Below are 22,173 nucleotides of genomic sequence, written 5' to 3' on the forward strand. Positions count from 1 at the left end.
GGCCGCAGTCAAGAAGGCTGTTGCCAAGAAGGCGGCTCCGGCCGTCAAGAAGGCCGCAGTCAAGAAGGCTGTTGCCAAGAAGGCGGCTCCGGCCGCCAAGAAGGCCGCAGTCAAGAAGGCTGTTGCCAAGAAGGCAGCTCCGGCCGCCAAGAAGGGCCGCCGCTAAACCGGCAGACATCAGCCCGGATTCAGTTCCGGCAGGGAACGCGCCGTGGATCATTTGATCCGCGGCGCGTTTCTCGGTCTGGCCTGACTAACCCCGCGCCAGCGGGCTGCCGATGTGGTCAGCGGCCACGAGGGTGTCGTTCGCCAGTGTCAGCACCCAGGTGCTGCCCTTTCGATTTCGTGACTTGTCCGGCCGCACACCATCACGGTCGCACCACCACGCGATGAGGTCTGGGATCACCTTGCCCTGGGTACAGATCACCGGTGTTGCATCGGACTTCGCGATCTCGGCCAGCCGCAGGCGCCCAGCCTCGGGGTCATCGGCGTAGGCCTCCTCGGACAACGTGGGCTCGTCGGTGATCATCACACCCAACTCCTCGGCCATCGGCTCGAGCGTTTGGTGACAGCGCGTGCGCGGGGCCGCGTGGAGATCGGTGGCGCCGAACGCCAACAACAGCCCGACCAGTGACTCGGCCTGCGCCCGGCCTCTCTTGTCGAGCGGTCGCTCGTTGTCGTTGCCCTTGTAGCGGGCCTTGTTGCCTGCGACGGCGTGCCGAACGATCAGCACGGTTCGAGTGTTGGCTGGATGCTTGGCGAAGCGCCGCAGCACCTTCCGATCGTGCGGGTACTGAAGGCGCTTCATCGCCGCGCTGACCGGCAACCAGAGCAGTTCGTCGACCTCCGAGTTGGGCACGAACTCTCCGCCCAGCGCGCGAGCCGCCCAGTAGCGCACCCTCTTGGTGTTCTGCTCCACGGGATAGCTCACCGACGCCAAACGTCTGCCGAGCTCTGCGGCGTAGCCGGTCTCCTCCTCGACCTCGCGCACGGCGGCGACAGGCTCGGTCTCGCCGGGATCGAGCTTCCCCTTGGGTAATGACCAGTCGTCGTAGCGAGGTCGGTGAACGAGAGCGACCTCCACCGCGTCGGTGGCCGCACCGTCAGCCGTGCTGGGCCGCCACAACACCGCGCCAGCGGCGGGTATCGCGACGCCCGAGCCGTCCTTGCCGGTGGCCCCAGACTTCTTCGACACCTCTACTCCTGCAGGTCATCAGGGGCCGCTGGAAGCCACGCTCCCAGGCCGGCCCTAGGCCACATCGCCACGTCACCGCTGACGGTGACGCTCCATCATCGACACCTGGTGATCGCGAACCGTCTGGCCCGCGAGCGGCAATGCCGTCCAGCGGCCGTCGGTACCGAGTTCCCAGCACCTGGTTGCGGGATCCATCGCCGACTCGAACATGTCGTTGAGCTGAGCGGTCAACCTCGGATCCTTCACCTGTGCCATGACCTCGACTCGACGGTCGAGATTACGATGCATCATGTCGGCACTGCCGATCCAGAACTCATCGATGGCGCGGAAGTGAATAATTCGCGAGTGCTCTAGGAAGCGGCCCAGAATCGATCGCACCGAGATGTTCTCGGAGAAGCCGGGCTCACCGGGGCGCAGCGCGCAGATCCCGCGCACCACGACCTCGACGCGCACACCGGCCTGCGATGCCCGGTACAGGGCGTCGATCACCTGCTCGTCCACCAGTGCGTTGGCCTTCAACCTGATCCGGGCCTCGGCGCCGTCGCGATGCGCGGCGATCTCGCGGTCGATGCGCTCGATGATGCCCTTGCGCACACTGTGCGGCGCGACCAGAAGGTTGCGGTAGGAGACCTTGCGGGAGTATCCGGTCAGCGAATTGAACAGATCGGTCAGATCGGCGCCGATATCGGGTGAGGCCGTCAACAGGCCGACATCCTCGTAGAGTCGCGCCGTCTTCGGGTTGTAGTTGCCTGTGCCGATATGGCAGTAGCGGCGGATCGTTGAACCCTCGCGCCGCACCACCAGGCAGGTCTTGCAGTGCGTCTTGAGCCCGATGAGGCCGTACACCACGTGCACGCCGGCCTGCTCAAGTGCGCGAGCCCACTTGATGTTGGCCTGTTCGTCGAAGCGGGCCTTGATCTCCACAAGGGCGACCACCTGCTTGCCCGCTTCGGCCGCGTCGATGAGGGCGTTGACGATGGGGGAGTCGCCGGAGGTGCGATACAGAGTCTGCTTGATGGCCAGCACGTTCGGGTCCGCCGCGGCCTGCTCGATGAAGCGCTGCACGGTGGTTGAGAACGAGTCGTATGGGTGGTGCACGAGGACGTCTCCGTCGCGCAGGGTCGAGAAGATGCTCTTGGGTGTCTCGCGTTCGCCGAATGCAGGCGGTGTGGCGGGCACGAACGGTGGATCCTTGAGGTCGGGTCTGTCCACGCCGTAGATCTGCCATAGCGACGAGAGATCGAGCAGGCCTGCCACCTCGATGACATCGCCAGGGTGGACGTCGAGTTCGCGCAGCAGAAGCTCGAGCATGTTCTCGGTCATGTCGTCGGCGATCTCGAGGCGCACCGGTGAGCCGAACCGCCGCCGCGCGAGTTCTCGCTCCAGTGCCTGCAGCAGATCCTCGTCGCGGTCCTCCTCGACCTCGAAGTCCGCGTTTCGGGTGATCCGGAAGGCGTGATGCTCAACGATCTCGAGCCCCGGGAACAGCACCGAGAGGAACGCGGCGATCAGTTCCTCCATGGGCAGGAACCGCGCGCCGCCGGGCTCGTCCTCGCGCGGACGGAGTTCGACGAAGCGATCGACGTTGTCGGGCACCTTGATTCGGGCGAAGTGCTGACCACCGTCATCGGGGTGTTTGACCGTGATCGCCAGGTTCAGGCTGAGCCCGCTCACGAACGGGAACGGGTGGGCCGGGTCCACCGCCAGCGGTGTCAACACCGGGAACACCTGCTCGTGGAAGTAGGTGGACAGGCGCTGGCGCTCGGATTCGTCGAGCTCGCTCCACGTGACGATGGAGATGCCCTGCTCGGCGAGCGCGGGCCGGATCAGCTCGCCGAAGACCTTGGCGTGCCGGGTGGCGATCTGCTGGGTCCGCTCACCGATGCGGCGCAACTGCTCACGCGGTGAGAGACCGTCGGCGGAGCGGACGGACAGCCCCATCTCGTCGCGACGCTTGAGGCCGGCGACTCGCACCATGTAGAACTCATCGAGGTTGGAGGCGAAGATCGCCAGGAACTTGGCGCGCTCCAACAGGGGCAGTGACGGATCTGCGGCCAGCGAGAGCACGCGCGCGTTGAAGTCGAGCCAGCTCAGCTCCCGATTGAGGTACCGGTCGTCGGGCAGTCGATCGAGTTGGTGCGTCGTCGCGTCCGCGGTGGCGGCGGGCGGCACGTTGGGGGCCGTGCTTCCCGACAACCACTCGGTATCGGCGATTCGGGTCTCGGCGTCGGTCACACCACCGATCATCCCCCATGGTCCACACGCAGTGCTAGGTGTGCGGAATCACCGATCGCCGCCCGGCACCTCCAGATCGGCGACCGTCCGCTTCGTCGCGGTGCCGACACCGAGCCGCAGCGCTGCCGCAAGATCCTCGGGAGTGTCGATATCGCAACGCAATCCGGGCCACTCCCTGACGAGTGCTATCGCGCCCGAATCCTCATGCCGCCGTGCGGAATTGGAGCCGAATCTGGGATCGAGCGGAACTCCGAATGCGAACAGTGCGGCGGTACCGCTGCCGTGTCGGTCGCTGACGAAGCTGCGCGTGTTGGCACGGGCAGCTGTGAGTGCCTGTGCCAACTCGCGTGCCTGCAGTGCGGGTAGATCACCCTGAAGGACGGCCACGTTCGGCGTCGTTTCCCGTACGGCCGCCTCGGCCGTCGTCAGCGCGGTGTTGAGCGGGTCCGGGTGTCCGTCGGGCGTCGGATCCGCGACGATGCGCGCGCCGAGCCTGCGCGCGGCGTCCGCCGCGGCCGCATCGGGTGTCACGACGGTGATAGTGCTCACGGCGGGGACCGCAGCGGCCGCCGTGATGGTGTCGACCAGCATGGCCAGCACCAGTGCGCTTCGGTCCGGGGCGGGGAACACCGGGGTGAGTCTCGTCTTGGCATGAGACAGTCGCTTGACCGCGATGATCACCCCGACGTCGGTCGAGGCGCGGGCCGTGTTGCCGCTCATGCCTGCCATCCTGCCAGTAGCGCGGTGATGAGCGGTCACGCGAAGAACAATGTGCCAGGAGGCTAGATTTGTTCCCGTGGTCGAAGCGGCAGTGATGGGTGCGGGAGCGTGGGGGACGGCGCTCGCGAAGGTCCTCGCGGATGCGGGGAATGACGTCAGGTTGTGGACGCGGCGTCCTGAGCTGGCCGACGAGATCAACGGCACTCGCAGGAACTCGGCGTATCTCGGCGACGTCGAGCTGCCCACGGGCATCCGCGCCACCAGCGACCCAGCCGACGCGCTGCAGGGCGCGTGCACGGTCCTGCTCGCCGTACCGTCCCAGACGTTGCGCGGCAACCTCGAGGGGTGGCGCGGGCACATCGGCGACGACGCCACGCTGGTGAGCGTGGCCAAGGGCATCGAACTGAACACGCTCATGCGTATGAGTCAGGTCATCGTCGCGGTCACCAATGTCACCCCGGACCGGGTCGCGGTCGTCACGGGCCCGAATCTCGCCAGTGAGATCGCCGATGAGCAGCCCGCGGCGACGGTGGTCGCGTGTACGGACTCCGGCCGCGCCGTCGCACTTCAGCGCGCCTTCTCCACCGGGTACTTCCGGCCCTACACCAATGCCGACGTGGTCGGCGCCGAGATCGGTGGGGCCTGCAAGAACGTCATCGCCCTCGCATGCGGCATGGCGGCGGGTGTCGGGCTCGGGGAGAACACCGCGGCGGCCATCATCACCCGCGGCCTGGCGGAGATCATGCGGCTGGGTATCGCGTTGGGTGCAAAGGGCGCAACTCTCGCCGGTCTCGCCGGCGTGGGCGACCTGGTCGCCACGTGTACGTCACCGCATTCGCGCAACCGCGGCTTCGGCGAGCGCCTTGGCCGGGGCGGCACCATGGAATCGGCATTGCTGGCCGCGGGCGGGCACGTCGCCGAGGGTGTGACGTCGTCTGAGTCGGTGCTCGCCCTGGCATCGAGCTACGACGTCGAGATGCCACTGACGGACGCGGTGAACCGGGTCTGCCACAAGGGGTTGTCCGTCGACGAGGCCGTTGTACTGCTGCTGGGACGCAGCACGAAACCGGAGTAGTGATGGACGGCCGCTATGGGGACTCCACGCGCAGCGTGACCGCATCCGGCGCGCCAGCGGTCCCTGGCGACACCGTGACACCGCCACCGGTGCCCGCAGCCGCCTATCACTTATCGGCGGACGAGTCGGCGCCGCTGGACTACTACGGTCGAGCGTCCAATCCCACCTGGCGGCTGCTGGAATCGGCGCTCGCCGCTCTCGAGAGCGCCACCTCGGCGTTGGTGTTCGGTTCGGGAATGGCTGCGATCACGTCTGTGCTGCGGGTGCTCGCCAAACCCGGTTCCACGCTCGTCGTGCCCGCCGACGGCTATTACCAGGTGCGACGATATGCCAGCGAAAACCTTGCGGCACTGGGAGTCACCGTCATCGAGGCGGCGGCCGCCGACATGTGCGCCGCGGCGCAGAGCGCGGATGTGGTGTTGGTCGAGACCCCTGTGAATCCCACCCTCGATGTCGTGGATCTGTACCGCCTCGCGAGCGTCTGCCGTGGCAAGGGTGCGGTACTGGTCGTCGACAACACCGCGCCGACTCCGCTTGGCCAGCAACCACTCTCGCTGGGCGCCGACCTCGTGGTGGCCAGCGCCACCAAGGGGCTGTCAGGGCACAGTGATCTGGTCGCCGGCTACGTCGCGGGCAGCCAGCCCGCGTTGATGGCGGCGGTCGAACGCGAGCGACTGCTGGCGGGCGCGATCCTGGGACCCTTCGAGGCGTGGCTGGCGCTGCGCAGCATCGGCACCGCGGGGCTGCGCTTCGAACGGCAGTGCCACAACGCGATGGCGGTCGCCACCATGCTGCGGGCGCACCCCGCGGTGCGCGCCGTGCGGTACCCCGGGCTGCCCGACGATCCGTCTCACGATGTCGCACGTGCCCAGATGAAGCGCTTCGGTTCCCTGGTCGCCATCGAACTCGCCGATGCGGCTGCCGTGCACGCCCTCGCCGAACGCAGCGCGCTGCTGGTGGCGGCGACCAGTTTCGGCGGCATCCACACGTCAGTCGACCGACGGGCGCGCTGGGGCGACCCGGTGAGCGAGGGTTTCGCGCGGCTGTCGATGGGGATCGAGGACACCGATGACCTGCTTGCCGACCTCGAGCGGACGCTCCCGTCGTCCTGACCCGGTAGCCTCTCTAGGTTGTGACTGCCCGCACCCGCGTCGCCGTCGTCTACGGCGGACGCAGCTCAGAGCACGCGATCTCCTGCGTTTCCGCAGGCAGCATCCTGCGCAACCTCGATCCAGAGAGGTTCGAGGTGGTCGCCGTCGGCATAACGCCGGAGGGGGCCTGGGTGCTCACCGACGGTCGGCCCGAGACCCTCGCGATCACAGACGGCCACCTTCCGCAGGTGAGCGCGAGTTCAGGCGCCGAATTGGCTCTGACCGCCGATCCGGCCCGACGCGGACAGCTGCTGTCCGTGGGTGAGGGCGCGGGGGAGATGCTCGCCGCCGTCGACGTGGTGTTCCCGGTTCTGCACGGCCCCTACGGGGAGGACGGCACCATTCAGGGCCTGCTCGAACTCGCCGGAGTGCCCTATGTCGGGGCCGGAGTGCTGGCCAGTGCCGCGGGAATGGACAAGGAGTTCACCAAGAAGCTCCTGGCCGCCGAGGGCCTTCCGATCGGCGATCAGGTGGTGCTGCGGTCCGGTGACCAAACGGTGCAACTCGAGGACCGTGAACGCCTCGGCCTGCCCGTGTTCGTCAAGCCCGCACGTGGCGGCTCGTCGATCGGCGTCAGCCGCGTGACGGCGTGGGACCAGCTTCCCTCGGCCATCGAACTTGCCCGCAGACACGACCCGAAGGTCATTGTCGAGGCGGCCATCCCGGGACGCGAACTCGAGTGCGGTGTACTCGAATTGCCTGACGGCTCAGTCGAAGCCAGTACCGTCGGCGAGATCCGGGTGGCTGGGGTGCGGGGCCGGGAGGACGCGTTCTACGACTTCGAGACCAAGTACCTCGACGACGCCGCGGAACTCGACGTGCCCGCCAAGGTTGACGACGACATCGCCGACGAGATCCGGCAATTGGCGATCCGGGCGTTCCGCGCCATCGACTGCCAGGGGCTGGCCCGCGTCGACTTCTTCCTCACCGACGACGGACCGGTGATCAACGAGATCAACACGATGCCCGGGTTCACCACAATCTCGATGTACCCCCGGATGTGGGCCGCGAGCGGAGTCGACTACCCGACGCTGCTGGCCACCATGGTCGACACCGCGATGGTCCGCGGCACAGGCTTGCGCTAACGCACCGGCGGGCCTGAGCGGAGCGACCCGGGAATCAGCGGAGCGGGCCGGGTTTGATCGGCACTTCCGGCATCGCGCTGGCGATGGCTGACGAGATCAGCTGAATCGGGGTTGGTCCCGAGCCGTCGGGCAGCGTCAGGGCGACGTAGACCGGCCGGTCCACCGCGATCCAGGTACTGCGGTCCTGCTCGCCGATGCGGAACCAGTCCACATCGTCCACGGCCTGCACCGGCGTGCCCGCCACGAAGTCGACAGGCCGCTCCAAGCCACAGCGCAGGACGACCGGCTCCGGTTGAGACTCGCTCTGCCACGCGGCGGCGCCGACGGGTGCGGGATCGACGAGCGTCGCGCGCTGGTACTCACCGAGGCTCTCGGGCAGCGCATCGTGCAGGGCCCGGCACGCGTCGTCGTCGGCCTGTGGCGCGGGCACCCCTGCGAGGGCCACGGGGCGGGGCTGCTCGGGTACCTCCCGGACCGCCGCGACGACGAGCAGGGCGACCACCGCGAGCGCGGCGACGGCCAGTGCGGCGATCATCAGAGCCCTTGGCGGTCCATCGTGTTCGTCGGGTCCGTTGTCGGTCACCAGGCAACTCTAAGACGCGGCTAGGGCAGGGCTCCGCCGGCCACCGGACAGGTCAGGGTGCGGGTGATGCCGGTCACCTGCTGCACGCTCGGCGCGATGGTCGACGTCAACTCGGCCGCGGTGGCGGCGCCTATGCGCACGATGACGTCATAGGGGCCGGTGACGTATTCGGAGGACAGCACCCCGGGCAGGCTCGCCAGCGTTTCGGCGACGATCTCGGCGCGACCCACCTCGGTCTGGATCAGCATGAAAGCCTCGACCACCCGCTGTCACCTCCGTGTCGCTGCATAGACTCCACGCCGCAGGGACCAAAGGTACCGCAGGTCGCGCCGGTGTTCAGGGCAGGAAGATCGCACGCGGGAGGACATATGAGCGACGACACAGACGGCGGCACGCCGACATTGGCAGGCCTCGGCGAGTTCGGGGTCATCGACCGGCTGGTCGCCGATCGCCGCCAACCGAGTTCGGTGGTGGTCGGACCGGGTGATGACGCTGCGGTGGTGACTGCCGCCGACGGTCGTACCGTCGTGTCGACCGATATGCTCGTGGAGGGCAGACACTTCCGGCTCGACTGGTCGACACCGCATGACATCGGCCGCAAGGCCATCGCTCAGAACGCCGCGGATATCGAGGCGATGGGCGCGGTCGCAACGGCGTTCGTGGTGTCCTTCGGCGCTCCGGGGGACACAGCGGCCGAGGACGCGCTTGCTCTGTCAGACGGCATGTGGGCGGAGGCGGACCGCAGCGGCGCCGGGATCGCCGGCGGCGACCTGGTGACGGCGCCGCAGTGGGTGATATCGGTGACGGCGCTGGGGGACCTCGCCGGCCGCGCGCCCGTTCTGCTGCGGGGTGCCCGACCGGGGGACACACTGGCCGTGGCAGGGGATCTCGGCCGGTCCGCCGCGGGCTATCAGGTGTGCCTCACGGGCGCGGGCCGTGTGGACGACTCCGGTAGTGAAGCCGACTTCGAGGACCTGCGTCGCAGGCATCTCGTGCCTGAGGTGCCCTACGGGCAGGGTCGGGCCGCCGCGGATGCCGGAGCCACCGCGATGACCGACGTCTCCGATGGACTCATCGCCGACCTCGGGCACATCGCCGACGCGTCAGGTGTCGGGATCGACGTGGCGACGGCGGCGTTGGCGGCTGACCACGACGCTCTGGCCGCGCTGGCAACGGTGACGGGTCACGACCCATGGGCGTGGGTGCTCGGCGGCGGCGAGGACCATGCGCTCGTCGCGACGTTCCCGGCAGCGCCACCGGCGGGATGGCGTCGTATCGGGGTGGTTCTCGACGGCCCCGCCCGCGTGCTGGTCGACGGTTCGGCGTGGCGCGGAAGTCCGGGCTGGCAGTCGTTCTGATCGTCGCCACCAGATAGGTTGACCCACCATGACCGCGCGTCCCCTTCACGAAGTCGTCGAATCGGGCTGGGCCCGTGCACTGCAACCCGTGGCCGGTCGCGTCGCCGAGATGGGGGAGTTCCTGCGCGCCGAGATCGCCGCCGGTCAGGGATACCTCCCCGCGGGCGAGAACGTGCTGCGCGCGTTCACGTTTCCATTCGACGAGGTGCGGGTGCTGATCGTGGGTCAGGACCCGTACCCGACACCGGGCCACGCGATCGGGTTGAGCTTCTCGGTCGCGCCCGACGTGCGTCCGTTGCCGAGGAGCCTGACCAACATCTTCAAGGAGTACGCCACCGACCTGGGCCACCCGGCGCCGTCGACGGGGGATCTGACGCCATGGTCACAGCGCGGCGTGATGATGCTGAACAGAGTGCTCACGGTGCGCCCCGGCACACCGGCGTCGCACCGGGGTAAGGGGTGGGAGGCGGTGACCGAATGCGCGATCCAAGCGCTAGTGGCGCGTCCACAGCCGCTTGTCGCGGTGCTGTGGGGACGCGATGCGGCGACACTGAAGCCCATGTTGAGCGGTGAGCGGTGCGCGACGATCGAGTCGGTTCACCCGTCGCCGCTCTCGGCGTCGCGAGGATTCTTCGGATCGCGGCCGTTCAGCCGAACCAACGAGCTGCTCACCCGGTTGGGGTCAGAGCAGATCGACTGGCGACTGCCGTAGCTCGGCGTGCAGAAGAGCAGGCGCCCAGATGTCGGGCGCCCAGCTGTGGGGCACTTAGCCCCGGGCGACCTTGCCGGCCTTGATGCAGGACGTGCAGACGTTGACGCGCTTCTTGTTGCCGCCCGGGCGGTCCACGGCGCGCACCGTCTGGATGTTCGGGTTCCAGCGACGGCTGGTCCGACGGTGAGAGTGCGACACGGACTTACCGAAGCCAGGGCCCTTGTTGCAGATATCGCACACGGCAGCCATCTCGAACTCCTCAATCAGTACTTGGGGGGTCAACAACCGCAACGCGGGTGACCCAACAACCTGACCAGGATACCGGGCGGCCCGGTTATCGCCAAAATGGCTGTCACGGCCACCGCTGCGGACACCGACGCGCGTGGTGGTGTCAGCGACCGAGGTTAGGCTCAACCCCACCGCGAAGTGTTGGAGGTGGCATGTCGGGTCGTCTGCTGGATGCGGCCGCCTTGCGTGCCTGGGCTCACTGCGCACTCGACGGACTGGTCGCGCACACGGACGAGATCAACCGGCTCAACGTCTTCCCTGTCGCCGATGCCGACACCGGCACGAACATGCTGTTCACCATGCGTTCGGCATGTGTCCAGGCAGACGCACCCGAGGTGGGCGATGACCCGACGGCCGTCATCGCGGCGCTGGCAGACGGCGCACTGCGCGGCGCGCGCGGCAATTCCGGGGTGATCCTGTCGCAGATCCTGCGCGGGCTCGCGGAGGCGACCGCCGAGGCCACCCCCGAATCCTCCGGTACCCGCTCAACCCTGGACACCGCCGCGTTGCGTGCAGGTCTGCGGCACGCCGTCGAGCTGGTCGTCGCGTCGGTGGGCGGAAGCGTCGCGGGCACCATTCTGTCAGTCCTGCAGGCCGCGGCGAGTGCCGCCGAGTCCGTCGCCGCAGAGGGCGCCGACCTGGCCGTGATGGTCGTCGCGGCATCCGATGCGGCGGCGGCCGCCCTGGAAGCGACCACACAGCAACTCGACGTGCTCGCCGCAGCCGGCGTGGTGGATGCGGGAGGCCGCGGACTACTGGTACTCCTCGATGCGATGACTGCCACCGTGACCGGTCAGGCGCCGCACCGCCGTGCCTATGGGGGCGCCTCGGCCGAGTTCACGGGAGCTGCCCCCACTCCGCGGTCCGTCGGGGCGCCGCCGCAGTTCGAGGTGATGTATCTGCTGAGCGGATGCGATCACGCGGGCGTTGAAGCACTCCGCAAGCGTCTCGAGAGTCTCGGTGACTCCGTGGTGATCGCCGCGTCGGGTGCGGGCGGAGACACCGCGGCGCAGTACTCGGTGCACGTCCACGCCGATGACGGTGGTGCTGCCATTGAGGCGGCGCTTGACCTCGGTACGCCAAGTCGTATTCAGGTGACCGCGCTCTCGGCTGGTTCGGCCGGCCGGCCCGCGGGGGTCTGGAGCCGAAGCCGGGCTGTGCTCGCGGTCACCGACGGGGACGGGGCGCGGGAACTGTTCGCCGGCGAGGGGGCTGGGGTGCTGCAACCCGACGGACAGGGACCCGTCACAGCGCACGATCTACTGCACGCACTCATCGACACCGGGGCCGGGCAGGTCATGGTGCTGCCCAACGGTTATGTGGCCGCGGAGGAACTGGTCGCAGGCTGCACGGCGGCCATCGGATGGGGTATCGACGTCGTCCCGGTGCCGACTGGATCCATGGTGGCGGGTCTGGCCGCGTTGGCCGTGCACGATCCCGCCCGCGAGGCCGTCGACGACGGCTACACCATGGCGCGCGCCGCAGGCGGGGCCCGGCTCGGTTCGGTGCGGCTGGCGACGGAGGAGGCGCTGACGTGGGCCGGGGCATGCAAGCCCGGTGACGGTCTCGGCATCGCGGGTGACGAGGTACTGATCGTCGGTGATGACGTGGTCGCCGCGGGCGCGGGGCTCATCGACCTCCTGCTGGTCTCCGGTGGTGAACTCGTCACCGTTCTCACTGGCGTCGACGTTGGCGCCGACGTCGGACCGGCACTGCAGGAACACGTCCATCGCCAGCATCTCGGCGCCGAGATCGTCATCTACCACACGGGACATCGCGGCGACGTGCTGCTGATCGGAGTGGAGTAGACGTGGTTGCGCTCACCGACGCCTTGACGCACGTGATCGGCGCCAAGTCGGCGAAGGCCCTTGAGGAGCACTTCGGCATCGTCACCGTGAACGACCTGCTGCGGCACTACCCGCGCAAGTACAGCCACGGCATGTCGGTGCTCGGTGACGACGGGGAGCTGCCCGAGGAGGGCGAGCACATCACTTTCGTCGACACCATTGCGCGCGCCGACATCCGGTACACCAACCGGCAGCCGAGGCGTGAGTACCTGGTGGTGACGCTGCGCGACCGCAACCCCAAGGTGACCGCCACCTTCTTCAACGCCAAGTACACCAAGAAGACGCTCGTGGAGGGCACCCGACTGATGCTGTCGGGCGAGGTCGGATTCTTCAGGGGTGCCATGCAGTTGACGCATCCGGCGTTCCTGATCCTCGAGGGAGCGGGCCAGGGCAGAGGTTCGAAGAATCTGGCGACGATCGCTGCGTCATCGAAGACGGACGACGGCGAACTCGACATGTCGGCGTTCGAACGGGACTACTTCCCGATCTATCCCGCCAGCGCCAAGGTGCAGAGCTGGGATATCTACGCGTGTGTCCGCCAGGTCCTCGACGTGCTCGACCCCATCGATGATCCGCTGCCGGAATCGATTCGGGAGCACTGGGATCTGATGTCGGAGGACGAGGCACTTCGTGCCATCCACCTCGCCGAGAGCCCCGACGACAGGGAACGCGCCACCGAGCGCCTGGCGTTCGACGAGGCCGTCGGCCTGCAGTGGGCGCTGGTGGTGCGCCGCAACGGCGAACTCGGCGAGACGGGCCCGCCAGCCCCTGCGCGCGGCGGCGGTGTCCTGGCCGCACTGGGCGAGCAGTTGCCGTTCGAACTGACCGCAGGCCAGCGCTCCGTGCTGGAGGTGCTCTCGGCCGAACTGGCCGACACCAAACCGATGCATCGGATGCTGCAGGGTGAGGTCGGCTCCGGCAAGACCATCGTGTCGGTTCTCGCGATGGCGCAGATGGTGGACAGCGGATTCCAGTGCGCCCTGCTGGCTCCCACCGAAGTGCTTGCGGTCCAACATGCCCGGTCCATCCGCCAGGTCCTCGGCCCGTTGGCCATGGCCGGTGAGCTCGGGGGTGAGGCGGGCGCCACCCGGGTGGCCCTGCTCACCGGATCGATGACCGCACAACAGAAGCGGCGAGCGCGTGATGAGATCGCCTGCGGTGACGCGGGTATCGTCATCGGAACGCATGCGCTGATCCAGGACGATGTCGAGTTCCACAATCTCGGTCTCGTCGTCGTCGACGAGCAGCACCGCTTCGGCGTCGCGCAGCGGGATCGGCTGCGCGCCAAGGCCGCCGGCGGTATCACGCCGCATCTTCTGGTGATGACCGCCACGCCCATCCCGCGTACGGTCGCGTTGACCGTCTACGGTGACCTCGAGACATCGGTGCTGCGTGAGCTGCCGCGTGGGCGCCAGCCCATCTCCACCAACACGATCTTCATGCGCGAGGAGCGCCAGAGGTCGTGGCTGGGAAGGGCATGGCTGCGCGTTCGCGAGGAGGTCGCCGCGGGGCGCCAGGCGTACGTGGTGGCCTCCCGTATCGACGAGGCCGACGACGACGGGGCCGCGCCGGGCCAGGACGGGAAGGCGCCGCCCGGGCCACCCCCCAAGACCGTCATCGAGATGTACGAGGGGCTGCGGGGCGGCGAGCTGGCCGGACTGCGCCTTGGGCTGATGCACGGCAGGCTCTCCGGTGACGAGAAGGATGCGGTGATGTCGGCCTTCCGCGCCGGTGACATCGACGTGCTGGTGTGCACCACCGTGATCGAGGTCGGCGTCGACGTGCCCAATGCCACCGTCATGGTGGTGATGGACGCCGACCGGTTCGGTATCAGCCAGCTGCACCAGTTGCGGGGGCGCATCGGTCGCGGTGAGCATCCGAGCCTATGCCTGCTGGCCACCAACATGCCGGAGGGTTCCAAGGCAGGCACGCGCCTGCGTGCGGTCGCGGGCACGCTGGACGGATTCGAGCTGGCTGATCTCGACCTCGCCGAGCGGCGTGAGGGAGATGTGTTGGGGCTCAACCAGTCCGGTAGGCCCATCACGCTCCGGCTGCTGTCCCTGGCCGAGCATCGCGAGGTCATCGAGGCGGCGCGCACGTTCGCCCAGTCGGTCTATGCGGAGGATCCGAGGCTGGTGCAGCATCGGGGACTTCAGGCCCTCGCCGCCCCGTTCACCGACACCGAGCGCGTCGAGTACCTGGACAAGGCGTGAAGCGGCTGGCCTGGCTCACGGCGGCGGTGATCCTCTCGGTGGCCGTCGCCTATCAAACGGTGGCCGCCTCTCGCGAGCGCTCCGAGATGTTCGTCGCGTCGGCCGATATGCCCACCGTCACCGCCGGTGCCGACGTGCTGGCTGGTGTGGCGGTGATCCCGACCCGCACCCGTGGCCACGACTACCGCCGGGCCGCGTTCGGCGAATCGTGGACCGATGACAACAGCGCGCCCGGCGGCCACAACGGGTGCGACACCCGCAATGACATCCTCGACCGCGACCTCGTCGACAAGGTCTACGTCGCCATCAAGCGGTGCCCGAGCGCTGTGGCCACCGGGGCGCTGCATGACCCCTACACCAATGCGGTGATCTCGTTCACGCGTGGCAATCAGGTGGGCGCGTCGGTGCAGATCGATCACCTCGTCCCGTTGGCGTTGGCGTGGGATCTCGGCGCCCGGGACTGGACCGACGAGATGCGGGTGCGGTTCGCCAACGACCCGGCCAACCTGCTGGCGGTCGCGGGCGGCGCGAACCAGGACAAGGGCGATTCCGAGCCCGCCGACTGGATGCCGCCCAATCAAGCCTTCTGGTGCCAGTACTCGGTGCAGTTCGCCGACGTGCTGCGCGGATACGGGCTGCCGATCGACCAGCGCTCGGCGGTGGTGCTGCGCGAGGGTGCGGCGACGTGCCCGGTGGGCTGAGCAGACATCGGCTGCCTCGACTGCGCGCGGAGCGCCTGCGGGACGGTGGACTGCGGCTAGATTGTGGGAGACGGCCGGGAGGTAGGGATGCAGCAGCGAGGATTCGGTGACCTCGAGGCAACTGTCATGGAACGGGTGTGGGACCGCGAGGACGGCGTGACCGTTCGCCAGGTCTTCGAGGAGCTGGCCGACACACGTCAGATCGCCTACACGACCGTGCTCTCGACGCTGGACAACCTGCACCGCAAGGGCTGGGTGAGGCGGGAACGCGAGGGCAAGGCGTACCGGTACTGGCCGATGATGACGCGGGAGGAGCGCTCGGCCAACCTGATGCGCGCGGCGTTCAGCGATGGCGGCGACCGTGAGGCGGTTCTCGCGTTCTTCGTCGAGCAGATGACCGCCGAGGAGTCCGCTCAGTTGAAGGCGGCGCTTCGGGAGAAAGCGGCACCGCGCCATTCCGACAGCCCCAAGCGGCGTCGATGACAACCGCTGCCTGCCTGTTGGTCTACGCAGCCATGGTGACGTGGTTGTCGCCGCCGCTGCTGGCACGGCTCACTCGCCGTGGCATGAGCCCGCGACTCGGTGTCGCCGCGTGGTTGACGGCCATCGTCGGAGCGCTGCTCGCATGGACGGCGGCGATCACGCTCATCGTCGTGACGGGCCTGCGCGGGCTTGAGGGTTCCTCGGCAGTGGTGCTGTGCCTGGAACTTCTCGGTATGCCCGAACGAGTGGCGACTCCGGGACGCTTGAGTTTGGCGGTTCTCATCATTGCGGGCCTGGTGATCTCGACGGTCGTGACGGTGAAGGTGAGTAGATCGGTGCTGGGCTCGCGGTCGCTGAGTCGAGAGCACGCTCACGCCGCCCGAATCATCGGAGTGCCCACCGGGCGGCCCGACGTCTTCGTGGTGCCCGCCGCGCGGCCGGCCGCGTACTGCGTTGTGGGCCGGCCGAATGCCATCGTGGTCACCACGGCGGCAATGGAGGCGCTCGACGACTCGCAGCTCGCGGCGGTGCTCGCGCACGAGGACGCCCACATCTCCGGGCGGCATCACCACGTCGTGATGGTGTTGCGCGCGCTCGCAGGCAGCCTGACGCGTCTGCCGCTGTTCACACGCGGCGCCGCGGCGGTCACCGAACTGTTGGAGATGTGTGCCGATGACGCGGCGGTCCGTCGTCACGGCACGACATCACTCGTGGCGGGGATGGTCATGCTGGCCGGCCCACTACCGGTGCGCACCGGAGGTCTTGCGGTCGCCGCCACAGCAGTGGCCGCGCGTGCCAACCGGCTACTGGACCCGGTGCACAGCGGGACGCGTTGGTGTCACCAGGCGTTGGTGGCGGCCACGATGACCGTGACGGTCACCGCGCCCATCGTGATCAATGTGGTCTGTCACCACTGATCTCGCTACACCGTGGCGTTGCCCTTGCGCCACTGCTCCCACGGGATGTTCCAGTCGCCGAGGCCGTCGGTTCCGGACAGGGTGGACCCGACGGTGTTGATGACCTCGACGATGTCACCGCGTCTGGTGTTGTCGAAGAACCACCGGGCGTTATCGGGACTGACGTTGAGGCATCCGTGGCTGACGTTGGCACGACCCTGGCTGCCGACCGACCATGGCGCTGAGTGGACATAGATCCCGCTGTAGGACATCTGGGTGGCCCAGTTGACCTCGGTGCGGTATCCATCGGGGGAGTTCACCGGCACGCCGTAGGTCGAGGAGTCCATGACGAGGAACGAGGACCGGTCGCCGATGATGTAGGTGCCGTTATCGGTGGGGGTCTTGTTCTTGCCCATCGAGATTGGCATCTGCTTGACCACGTCCCCATTCACTCGGACGGTCATTGTCTTGGTGGCGTCGTCGGCGGTCGCGATGACCTCATCGCCGATCGTGAAGCGGCTCGCGACGTCGTCCTGACCGAATAGGCCGTCACCGAGATGAGCGCCATATGTCTTCACCGCAACCTCGACTGTTGTTCCGGGCTTCCAGTACTGCGCTGGGCGCCAGCGGACTTCGCGGTTGTTCAGCCAGTAGAAGGCACCTTCGACCTCAGGCGTGGTCGTGACCGTGATCGCCTGCTGGGCTGCGAGGCGGTCGGGGATGTTCTCGTCGAAGCGCACCGCGATGGGCTGTCCGACGCCGACGACCGCACCGTCGGTGGGAACCACGTAGGGCATGGTCAGGTTCTCCGGCGAATGCGTCTCGAACGTGGCGCTGGTGTGAGTCACACCGCCCAGACCCGACGCCTCGGCGTTCAGGGTGTACTCCCGGTTGTAGCCAAGCGGTTCCGCGGAGCGCCACGTGACGCCGTCGGCGCTCAGCTCGCCCCTGACCTCGCGGCCCTCCTCGTTGACGAGGCTCACTGCGCCCAGCACACCCCCGCCTGCGCTGACGGTGACTGGCGACTCGACGGGGACACCGATGGCACCGTCGGTGACCGACGTCTGCAACTCGGGGATGAGTAGATCGTCGTAGGGGGTGCCCTTGTCGATGATCGACTGGGGTTCCGACGGCGGCGGGGGCGTAGCGGTTCCGCACGAATTCAGGCCAAGCACCACGACGGTGATCGTCATCAGTGCCGCCGTCGTCCACCAGATCCCGCGTCGGCGCCGGATCGCCGAGGGGTGGCCAAGCCTCATGAGAGTCATCCCGTCGCTCGCCGAACATCAGTTGCGCTACCATCCTACGTAGTCACTACGTAGATGCAGGTCCGGCGCACTGCACACAGACATGAGCTTGGGAGAGAACTCTTGCTGCGAACACGTACCGGCCGGACGCTGCTGACAGTGGTCGCGATCGCCGTCATCGCCGCAATCACGGTCTTCCTCCTCGTGAGTCGAGGCGATTCCGATACGGCCGGCGAGCCGTCGGCGGACTCGGCCCCCGGGCAGGTGGTCCGTGAGAACAGTCATCGACTGAACGACGCTCCCGACGCTGCCGTGACGTTCGTCGAGTTCCTGGACTTCGAGTGCGAGGGATGCCGGGCGGCATACCCACTCGTCGAACAGCTGCGCGCCGAGTACGGCGATCGCGTCGAGTTCGTCCTGCGCTACTTCCCGCTGGGTGGGCACTTCAACGGCGAGCGCGCCGCGCGAGCGGTGGAGGCCGCCGCGCAGCAGGGGCAGCTCGAGCCCATGTATCACAAGATGTATGAGACTCAGGCGCAGTGGGGGGAGAAGCGCACGCCTGCCGACGACGTGTTCCGCGGCTTCGCATCAGAACTGGGCCTGGACATGGCGGCGTTCGATGCGGCGTACAACGACCCCGCCACACTGCAGCGCATCCGCCTGGACGTCAATGACGGCGAGGCGCTCGGCGTCCAGGGCACCCCGACGTTCTTCGTCAACGGCGATCAGGTGCCGGTGCAGAGTCCGGACGATCTCCGCAATGCGATTGAGAACGCGCTTCAATAACGTCGACACGCGTCATCGAACAGTCTCGTGCAGCGACTACCGTGCTACGACTACGTGGTAGGCCCGTGGATTCGCGCGGTGTCGCAGCCGAAGTGGGGTGCCAGCCAATGCTCGTGCGTGTGCTCGCAGTGCTTTCCAGCGTTGTGGTGCTGCTGATCGGCAGTGCGACAGTGCAACCCGTCGCGACCGCGGCATGTGCTGCCTCCGACACCCAGTGTGGGTTGCGCGAGCGCATCGCGGAGGCCGAGCAGTACGTCGCGACGCGGCCCGGCACCGTTGGATTCGTGTTGCGCGATCGAGTGACGGGTGCCAAGTACCGCAGCGCTCATGCCGCCACTCCGATCTGGACGGCATCGACTATCAAGCTGGCGATGGTCGCCGACCTGCTCACGCGTGAGCGGGCCGGTGCGATTCGGCTCAGTGACGCCGACCGACGCCTCATGGTCGCGATGCTGCAGAAATCGGATAACGCGGCAACTGACACGCTGTGGGCGCGCTACGGCGGAACCGATGGTGTGTTCAACGCGAACTTCCCGCGCTATGGGATGCCAAATGTGCGCCCTGTGCCCGGATTTGGCGACGTGTTCCCATATTGGGGCTTTCAGAAGGCCACGGCCGATGACTTCGATGGGCTGATGAACTACGTGTTGACCGGTTTGGCGCCGGCCGACGCCGCCGCGGTGGTGGCGGAGATGCAGCGAGTCGACGGTCAGCAGCAGTGGGGAGTCTGGGGCGCAGGCGCTGCGATGGCGCCGGGCAACAAGAACGGGTGGTCGCAGGAGGAGGGTGGTTGGGTGGTCAACACCGTGGGCTTCGCCGGGCCCGCCCAGCGCTACACCTTGGCCGTCATGAATGCGCTAGGCGATGAGGGTGGCTATGACGACGGTGTCACCACCACGACGCAACTCAGCCGAATACTGCTCGCGCGAGGTTAGTGCCGCGAGCCGTACGTCGGGGTTCTGATTGACTTTTCACGGGCCGCGGGCTTCTAATGGTCAGCGCGCAGAGGTCCTGCGGTAGCAGCGGGTTGCACGATGAGAGCGAGGTGAGCGGCACATGCCGGACGACAGTATCAACGGACGGAGTGGGGCCTCCCTCGCGGAATCCACCCGTCCGGGTCCACGCTGACCTTGGCCTAGGCGTCGATCGACACATGTCGATCGCCCCTCGGACTCATCTGATCTCCAGCCGCACCCCCGAACCAATGGGGGATGTTGCGGCGTCATCACACATGCCTCGACCGGTGCGGTCGGCGCACCCCTGACCTGTGCTCGCACACGCCCGGGTTCGGGCGAAATCTGTCTAACCTCAACATGATTGGAGCATCGCCATGCCCACGTTGACCAAGCGGTCCGAAACCACCCGTCGGGCGCCGAATCTGGAACGGCAGGCGATCTGGTTCACGGTCGCGTTGTATCTGCTCATCAGTGCCGGACTGCTCGCGATGCACTACGCCCACCCGCAGCGCGAGGTCGGCTCGTCGTCGAACTCACCGGCGCACTCGACATACGGCCAGTAGGCGGCCGATCGCGCCGCCACACCTTCGGAGGACATCTCATGCAAACACCAGTGACCACCGACCGATTCGACACCGACGTGCTGCGGCGGGTCTGGATCCAGTTGCCGACATCCGATGCGGACGCGGCAGCAGAACTGCGCGGGCGTCTTGGCGTCGACTTCGCAGCGGCACGGAGCCGAGTCTGGGAGACCGACAACTTCATCTACCTGCCGGTTGTGGTGAACTTCAAACGCGGCGACACCATCGACCGCGCCACGATCGTGTTCGCCCTCGGCGCTGACGTTGTGGTGACCCTGCAGCCTGAGGGCCACTTCACGCCGTTCGACAAGGCCATCGCCAAGATGCGGCGCACCCCAGATCTGACGGGCTCCCCGCATGGGGTGATGTACGCGTTGTTGTGGGCGCTCAATGAGGCGTCTGAGCGGGTCATCGACTACGCAAGCGACGCGGTCGAGGCGATGAACGACGATATCGAGTTTGCGACCCAGGGCCATGACGGCCGCGGGCGTGAGATTGGCGTGATGGACATGCGCGACACGATGGCGCGGATGAACGGCGCCGAGGAGATCGTGTCACGCACACAGGAGACGCAATTGTCGCTGGCCCGGGCCGCCCGCCACTTGATCGCTGAAACACCGGGAAATACAAGCGATCTCGATGATCTGATCAACATCCTGATCGCCGACATCGACGGAGTGAAACAGCACGCCAGTTTCGAGCATGACAAGCTGCGCTATCTGCAGCAGTCCGTGATGACCTGGCTCAACGTCAAGCAGAACCAGATCGTGAAGGTTTTCACCATCATCACCGCGGTGTTTCTGCCGCCCACGCTGATCGCCACCTTTTACGGCATGAACTTCACGTGGATGCCGGAACTGGAATGGGAGCACGGGTTCCTCGCGACGACGCTGATGACGCTTGTCGCGGCGTTGATTCCACTGGCCTACATCAAGCAGAAGGGGTGGCTGCGATGATCCCGTCCGGCCGGTCTGTCAGTGCTTGACGCGTCGCCAGATTGCCTTTGCATAGATACATGCGCATGTTGCTATGTATTGTGAGTCGCGTCTGGTTCCTTGGCTGACACGGAAAGGCGGCCATGTCATGGAGATTGCAGCGCTGACGCTCTACGGGGTGTTCGTCATCCTCGGCTTCGGGTGGCGGAGCTATCGGCAGTGGCGCCGCACCGGATCGACCGGGATGCGCGGGATCCATGGCAGGCCAGGATCATTGGAATGGCTGGCAGGGGTGGGGTTCGTCGCAGCGATGGCGATCGGCGTGCTGGCGCCGGTCCTCCAACTGACGGGAGTCCTGGCCCCGGTCGCCGTTCTCGATCATCGCGCCGTGGGCCTGGTGGGTGGGGCCGCGGCGATTCTGGGTATCGCGGCGACGCTGTGGGCGCAGGAGTCAATGGGTGACTCGTGGCGCATTGGTGTCGATCGCGGTGAGACGACCCAGTTGGTTGAGCGCGGAGTGTTCACGATCGTTCGCAACCCCATCTTCACCGCCATGCTGGTGTTCGGCGGCGGCGTGACACTCATGGCCCCGAATGCGCTGGCACTGGCGGGTTTCGGCCTGTTGCTCCTGGCCATCGAGGTGCAGGTGCGCACGGTCGAGGAGCCATATCTGCGCGCCACACACGGACAGCGCTACGGCGACTACGTGGCGCGAGTGGGACGCTTCATTCCAGGTGTTGGACGGGTGTCTGCACAGGCTTGACCGTCGCGGCTGTGTCGGTGCCCGTTTTGTCCGAGGGCCGCTTCTGCCACGGCCACGTTCCCGTCATCTCCAATTGCAGCGAGAAGCTCAGGAATGTTCGGATGAGCACGATGCCCGCCAGCACGGCGACGCTCTGTGCGTCGGGGGCCGCCACGGTCCGGATGATGTCGGCGGCCACCAGAAACTCCAGGCCCAGCAGGATCGCCCGGCCGAGCTGTCGCCGGAAGTACTCGTAGGCATCGACACGGTGCCTACGCACCCACGTCAGCGCGAGCGCGACGATGGCACCGACCGCGATGACGGCGACACCGATGGCGTCAATGGCCGTGCCGGTCACCTCGATGAACTCAGCGACCGACATCG

At 67.3% G+C, this 22,173-nt stretch carries 23 protein-coding genes; 15 read left to right on the forward strand and 8 right to left on the reverse strand.

Annotated elements, in window-relative coordinates:
• Nucleotides 1-253 precede the first annotated feature (253 nt).
• From mutT1 to cofC, 3 genes are all read right to left on the reverse strand, one after another.
• Nucleotides 254-1,195 (reverse strand): 8-oxo-(d)GTP phosphatase MutT1, encoded by a 942-nt coding sequence (gene mutT1, locus ABIA65_RS22340; protein ID WP_354524943.1) that lies wholly within the window; start codon nt 1,193-1,195, stop codon nt 254-256.
• 72 nt (nt 1,196-1,267) lie between these two features.
• Nucleotides 1,268-3,442, reverse strand: coding sequence for an RNA degradosome polyphosphate kinase (locus ABIA65_RS22345; RefSeq protein WP_354524944.1), 2,175 nt, complete (start codon nt 3,440-3,442; stop codon nt 1,268-1,270).
• Nucleotides 3,443-3,478: 36 nt separating this feature from the next.
• Nucleotides 3,479-4,159, reverse strand: coding sequence for a 2-phospho-L-lactate guanylyltransferase (gene cofC / locus ABIA65_RS22350; RefSeq protein WP_354525200.1), 681 nt, complete (start codon nt 4,157-4,159; stop codon nt 3,479-3,481).
• 67 nt (nt 4,160-4,226) lie between these two features.
• Here cofC and ABIA65_RS22355 point away from each other — a divergent pair, with 67 nt between their 5' ends.
• From ABIA65_RS22355 to ABIA65_RS22365, 3 genes are read left to right on the forward strand one after another with little or no spacing between them, the layout of a single operon-like run.
• Nucleotides 4,227-5,225, forward strand: a complete 999-nt coding sequence (locus tag ABIA65_RS22355) for an NAD(P)H-dependent glycerol-3-phosphate dehydrogenase (RefSeq protein ID WP_241399859.1) — start codon at nt 4,227-4,229, stop codon at nt 5,223-5,225.
• A gap of 2 nt (nt 5,226-5,227) precedes the next feature.
• Nucleotides 5,228-6,337 carry a cystathionine gamma-lyase gene (locus ABIA65_RS22360; protein ID WP_241399858.1) on the forward strand — a complete coding sequence of 370 codons (1,110 nt, stop codon included), beginning with the start codon at nt 5,228-5,230 and terminating at the stop codon, nt 6,335-6,337.
• Nucleotides 6,338-6,357: 20 nt separating this feature from the next.
• A complete protein-coding gene (locus tag ABIA65_RS22365) occupies nt 6,358-7,461 on the forward strand; it encodes a D-alanine--D-alanine ligase family protein (protein ID WP_354524945.1) in 1,104 nt (367 codons plus the stop codon).
• Between the two features lie 34 nt (nt 7,462-7,495).
• On the opposite strand, the gene ABIA65_RS22370 is transcribed toward ABIA65_RS22365, so the two are convergent.
• On the reverse strand, nt 7,496-7,996 hold the full coding sequence (locus tag ABIA65_RS22370; RefSeq protein WP_354525201.1) for a DUF3515 domain-containing protein: 501 nt from the start codon (nt 7,994-7,996) through the stop codon (nt 7,496-7,498).
• Nucleotides 7,997-8,064: 68 nt separating this feature from the next.
• The gene (locus ABIA65_RS22375; protein ID WP_241399854.1) at nt 8,065-8,307 is read right to left on the reverse strand and encodes an Lrp/AsnC ligand binding domain-containing protein; all 243 of its coding nucleotides are present in this window, start codon (nt 8,305-8,307) and stop codon (nt 8,065-8,067) included.
• A 105-nt stretch (nt 8,308-8,412) separates the two neighbouring features.
• On the opposite strand from ABIA65_RS22375, the gene ABIA65_RS22380 reads away from it, so the two are divergent.
• Nucleotides 8,413-9,402, forward strand: a complete 990-nt coding sequence (locus ABIA65_RS22380; protein WP_241399853.1) for a thiamine-phosphate kinase — start codon at nt 8,413-8,415, stop codon at nt 9,400-9,402.
• A gap of 28 nt (nt 9,403-9,430) precedes the next feature.
• Complete coding sequence (locus tag ABIA65_RS22385) at nt 9,431-10,114, forward strand: uracil-DNA glycosylase (RefSeq protein WP_241399852.1); 684 nt, start codon at nt 9,431-9,433, stop codon at nt 10,112-10,114.
• A 54-nt stretch (nt 10,115-10,168) separates the two neighbouring features.
• Here the strand turns inward: ABIA65_RS22385 and rpmB are convergent, their stop codons facing one another.
• Nucleotides 10,169-10,363 (reverse strand): 50S ribosomal protein L28, encoded by a 195-nt coding sequence (gene rpmB, locus ABIA65_RS22390; RefSeq protein ID WP_241399851.1) that lies wholly within the window; start codon nt 10,361-10,363, stop codon nt 10,169-10,171.
• Nucleotides 10,364-10,554: 191 nt separating this feature from the next.
• Here rpmB and ABIA65_RS22395 point away from each other — a divergent pair, with 191 nt between their 5' ends.
• The 5 genes from ABIA65_RS22395 (at nt 10,555) to ABIA65_RS22415 (ending at nt 16,563) form a co-directional block, all read left to right on the forward strand.
• Complete coding sequence (locus ABIA65_RS22395) at nt 10,555-12,210, forward strand: fatty acid kinase ATP-binding subunit FakA (protein WP_241399850.1); 1,656 nt, start codon at nt 10,555-10,557, stop codon at nt 12,208-12,210.
• Between the two features lie 2 nt (nt 12,211-12,212).
• Nucleotides 12,213-14,462, forward strand: a complete 2,250-nt coding sequence (gene recG, locus ABIA65_RS22400; protein ID WP_241399849.1) for an ATP-dependent DNA helicase RecG — start codon at nt 12,213-12,215, stop codon at nt 14,460-14,462.
• On the forward strand, nt 14,459-15,163 hold the full coding sequence (locus tag ABIA65_RS22405) for an HNH endonuclease family protein (protein ID WP_241399848.1): 705 nt from the start codon (nt 14,459-14,461) through the stop codon (nt 15,161-15,163). The genes recG and ABIA65_RS22405 overlap by 4 nt, the downstream gene beginning before the upstream one ends.
• Nucleotides 15,164-15,250: 87 nt before the next feature.
• Complete coding sequence (locus ABIA65_RS22410) at nt 15,251-15,646, forward strand: BlaI/MecI/CopY family transcriptional regulator (protein ID WP_354524946.1); 396 nt, start codon at nt 15,251-15,253, stop codon at nt 15,644-15,646.
• Nucleotides 15,643-16,563 carry a M56 family metallopeptidase gene (locus ABIA65_RS22415; protein WP_241399845.1) on the forward strand — a complete coding sequence of 307 codons (921 nt, stop codon included), beginning with the start codon at nt 15,643-15,645 and terminating at the stop codon, nt 16,561-16,563. The genes ABIA65_RS22410 and ABIA65_RS22415 overlap by 4 nt, the downstream gene beginning before the upstream one ends.
• Nucleotides 16,564-16,568: 5 nt before the next feature.
• Here the strand turns inward: ABIA65_RS22415 and ABIA65_RS22420 are convergent, their stop codons facing one another.
• Nucleotides 16,569-17,801, reverse strand: coding sequence for a L,D-transpeptidase (locus ABIA65_RS22420; RefSeq protein ID WP_371747125.1), 1,233 nt, complete (start codon nt 17,799-17,801; stop codon nt 16,569-16,571).
• A gap of 111 nt (nt 17,802-17,912) precedes the next feature.
• On the opposite strand from ABIA65_RS22420, the gene ABIA65_RS22425 reads away from it, so the two are divergent.
• From ABIA65_RS22425 to ABIA65_RS22445, 5 genes are all read left to right on the forward strand, one after another.
• A complete protein-coding gene (locus tag ABIA65_RS22425; RefSeq protein WP_354524947.1) occupies nt 17,913-18,575 on the forward strand; it encodes a DsbA family protein in 663 nt (220 codons plus the stop codon).
• 107 nt (nt 18,576-18,682) lie between these two features.
• A complete protein-coding gene (locus ABIA65_RS22430; protein WP_241399844.1) occupies nt 18,683-19,510 on the forward strand; it encodes a serine hydrolase in 828 nt (275 codons plus the stop codon).
• A gap of 395 nt (nt 19,511-19,905) precedes the next feature.
• Nucleotides 19,906-20,094: a hypothetical protein gene (locus ABIA65_RS22435; protein ID WP_241399843.1), complete on the forward strand. Its 189-nt coding sequence runs from the start codon at nt 19,906-19,908 to the stop codon at nt 20,092-20,094.
• Between the two features lie 38 nt (nt 20,095-20,132).
• Complete coding sequence (locus ABIA65_RS22440; RefSeq protein WP_241399841.1) at nt 20,133-21,068, forward strand: CorA family divalent cation transporter; 936 nt, start codon at nt 20,133-20,135, stop codon at nt 21,066-21,068.
• A gap of 127 nt (nt 21,069-21,195) precedes the next feature.
• The gene (locus tag ABIA65_RS22445; RefSeq protein WP_241399840.1) at nt 21,196-21,810 is read left to right on the forward strand and encodes a methyltransferase family protein; all 615 of its coding nucleotides are present in this window, start codon (nt 21,196-21,198) and stop codon (nt 21,808-21,810) included.
• Here the strand turns inward: ABIA65_RS22445 and ABIA65_RS22450 are convergent.
• The gene (locus ABIA65_RS22450) at nt 21,773-22,171 is read right to left on the reverse strand and encodes a DUF1622 domain-containing protein (protein WP_241399838.1); all 399 of its coding nucleotides are present in this window, start codon (nt 22,169-22,171) and stop codon (nt 21,773-21,775) included. The two genes, ABIA65_RS22445 and ABIA65_RS22450, sit on opposite strands and share 38 nt — an antisense overlap.
• Between the last annotated feature and the right edge of the window lie 2 nt (nt 22,172-22,173).

This window comes from Mycolicibacterium sp. 624, assembly GCF_040548615.1.
Lineage (GTDB): Bacteria > Actinomycetota > Actinomycetes > Mycobacteriales > Mycobacteriaceae > Mycobacterium.

Coding starts and splice junctions, on each gene's coding strand:
- ABIA65_RS22415 (WP_241399845.1), top strand. CDS start 15,643: ATGACAACCGCTGCCTGCCTGTTGGTCTACGCAGCCATGGTGACGTGG.
- ABIA65_RS22395 (WP_241399850.1), top strand. CDS start 10,555: ATGTCGGGTCGTCTGCTGGATGCGGCCGCCTTGCGTGCCTGGGCTCAC.
- ABIA65_RS22435 (WP_241399843.1), top strand. CDS start 19,906: ATGCCCACGTTGACCAAGCGGTCCGAAACCACCCGTCGGGCGCCGAAT.
- ABIA65_RS22410 (WP_354524946.1), top strand. CDS start 15,251: ATGCAGCAGCGAGGATTCGGTGACCTCGAGGCAACTGTCATGGAACGG.
- rpmB (WP_241399851.1), bottom strand. CDS start 10,363: ATGGCTGCCGTGTGCGATATCTGCAACAAGGGCCCTGGCTTCGGTAAG.
- ABIA65_RS22420 (WP_371747125.1), bottom strand. CDS start 17,801: ATGAGGCTTGGCCACCCCTCGGCGATCCGGCGCCGACGCGGGATCTGG.
- ABIA65_RS22385 (WP_241399852.1), top strand. CDS start 9,431: ATGACCGCGCGTCCCCTTCACGAAGTCGTCGAATCGGGCTGGGCCCGT.
- ABIA65_RS22440 (WP_241399841.1), top strand. CDS start 20,133: ATGCAAACACCAGTGACCACCGACCGATTCGACACCGACGTGCTGCGG.
- ABIA65_RS22360 (WP_241399858.1), top strand. CDS start 5,228: ATGGACGGCCGCTATGGGGACTCCACGCGCAGCGTGACCGCATCCGGC.
- cofC (WP_354525200.1), bottom strand. CDS start 4,159: ATGGCAGGCATGAGCGGCAACACGGCCCGCGCCTCGACCGACGTCGGG.
- ABIA65_RS22445 (WP_241399840.1), top strand. CDS start 21,196: ATGGAGATTGCAGCGCTGACGCTCTACGGGGTGTTCGTCATCCTCGGC.
- ABIA65_RS22450 (WP_241399838.1), bottom strand. CDS start 22,171: ATGTCGGTCGCTGAGTTCATCGAGGTGACCGGCACGGCCATTGACGCC.
- ABIA65_RS22370 (WP_354525201.1), bottom strand. CDS start 7,996: ATGATCGCCGCACTGGCCGTCGCCGCGCTCGCGGTGGTCGCCCTGCTC.
- ABIA65_RS22345 (WP_354524944.1), bottom strand. CDS start 3,442: ATGATCGGTGGTGTGACCGACGCCGAGACCCGAATCGCCGATACCGAG.
- ABIA65_RS22430 (WP_241399844.1), top strand. CDS start 18,683: ATGCTCGTGCGTGTGCTCGCAGTGCTTTCCAGCGTTGTGGTGCTGCTG.
- ABIA65_RS22380 (WP_241399853.1), top strand. CDS start 8,413: ATGAGCGACGACACAGACGGCGGCACGCCGACATTGGCAGGCCTCGGC.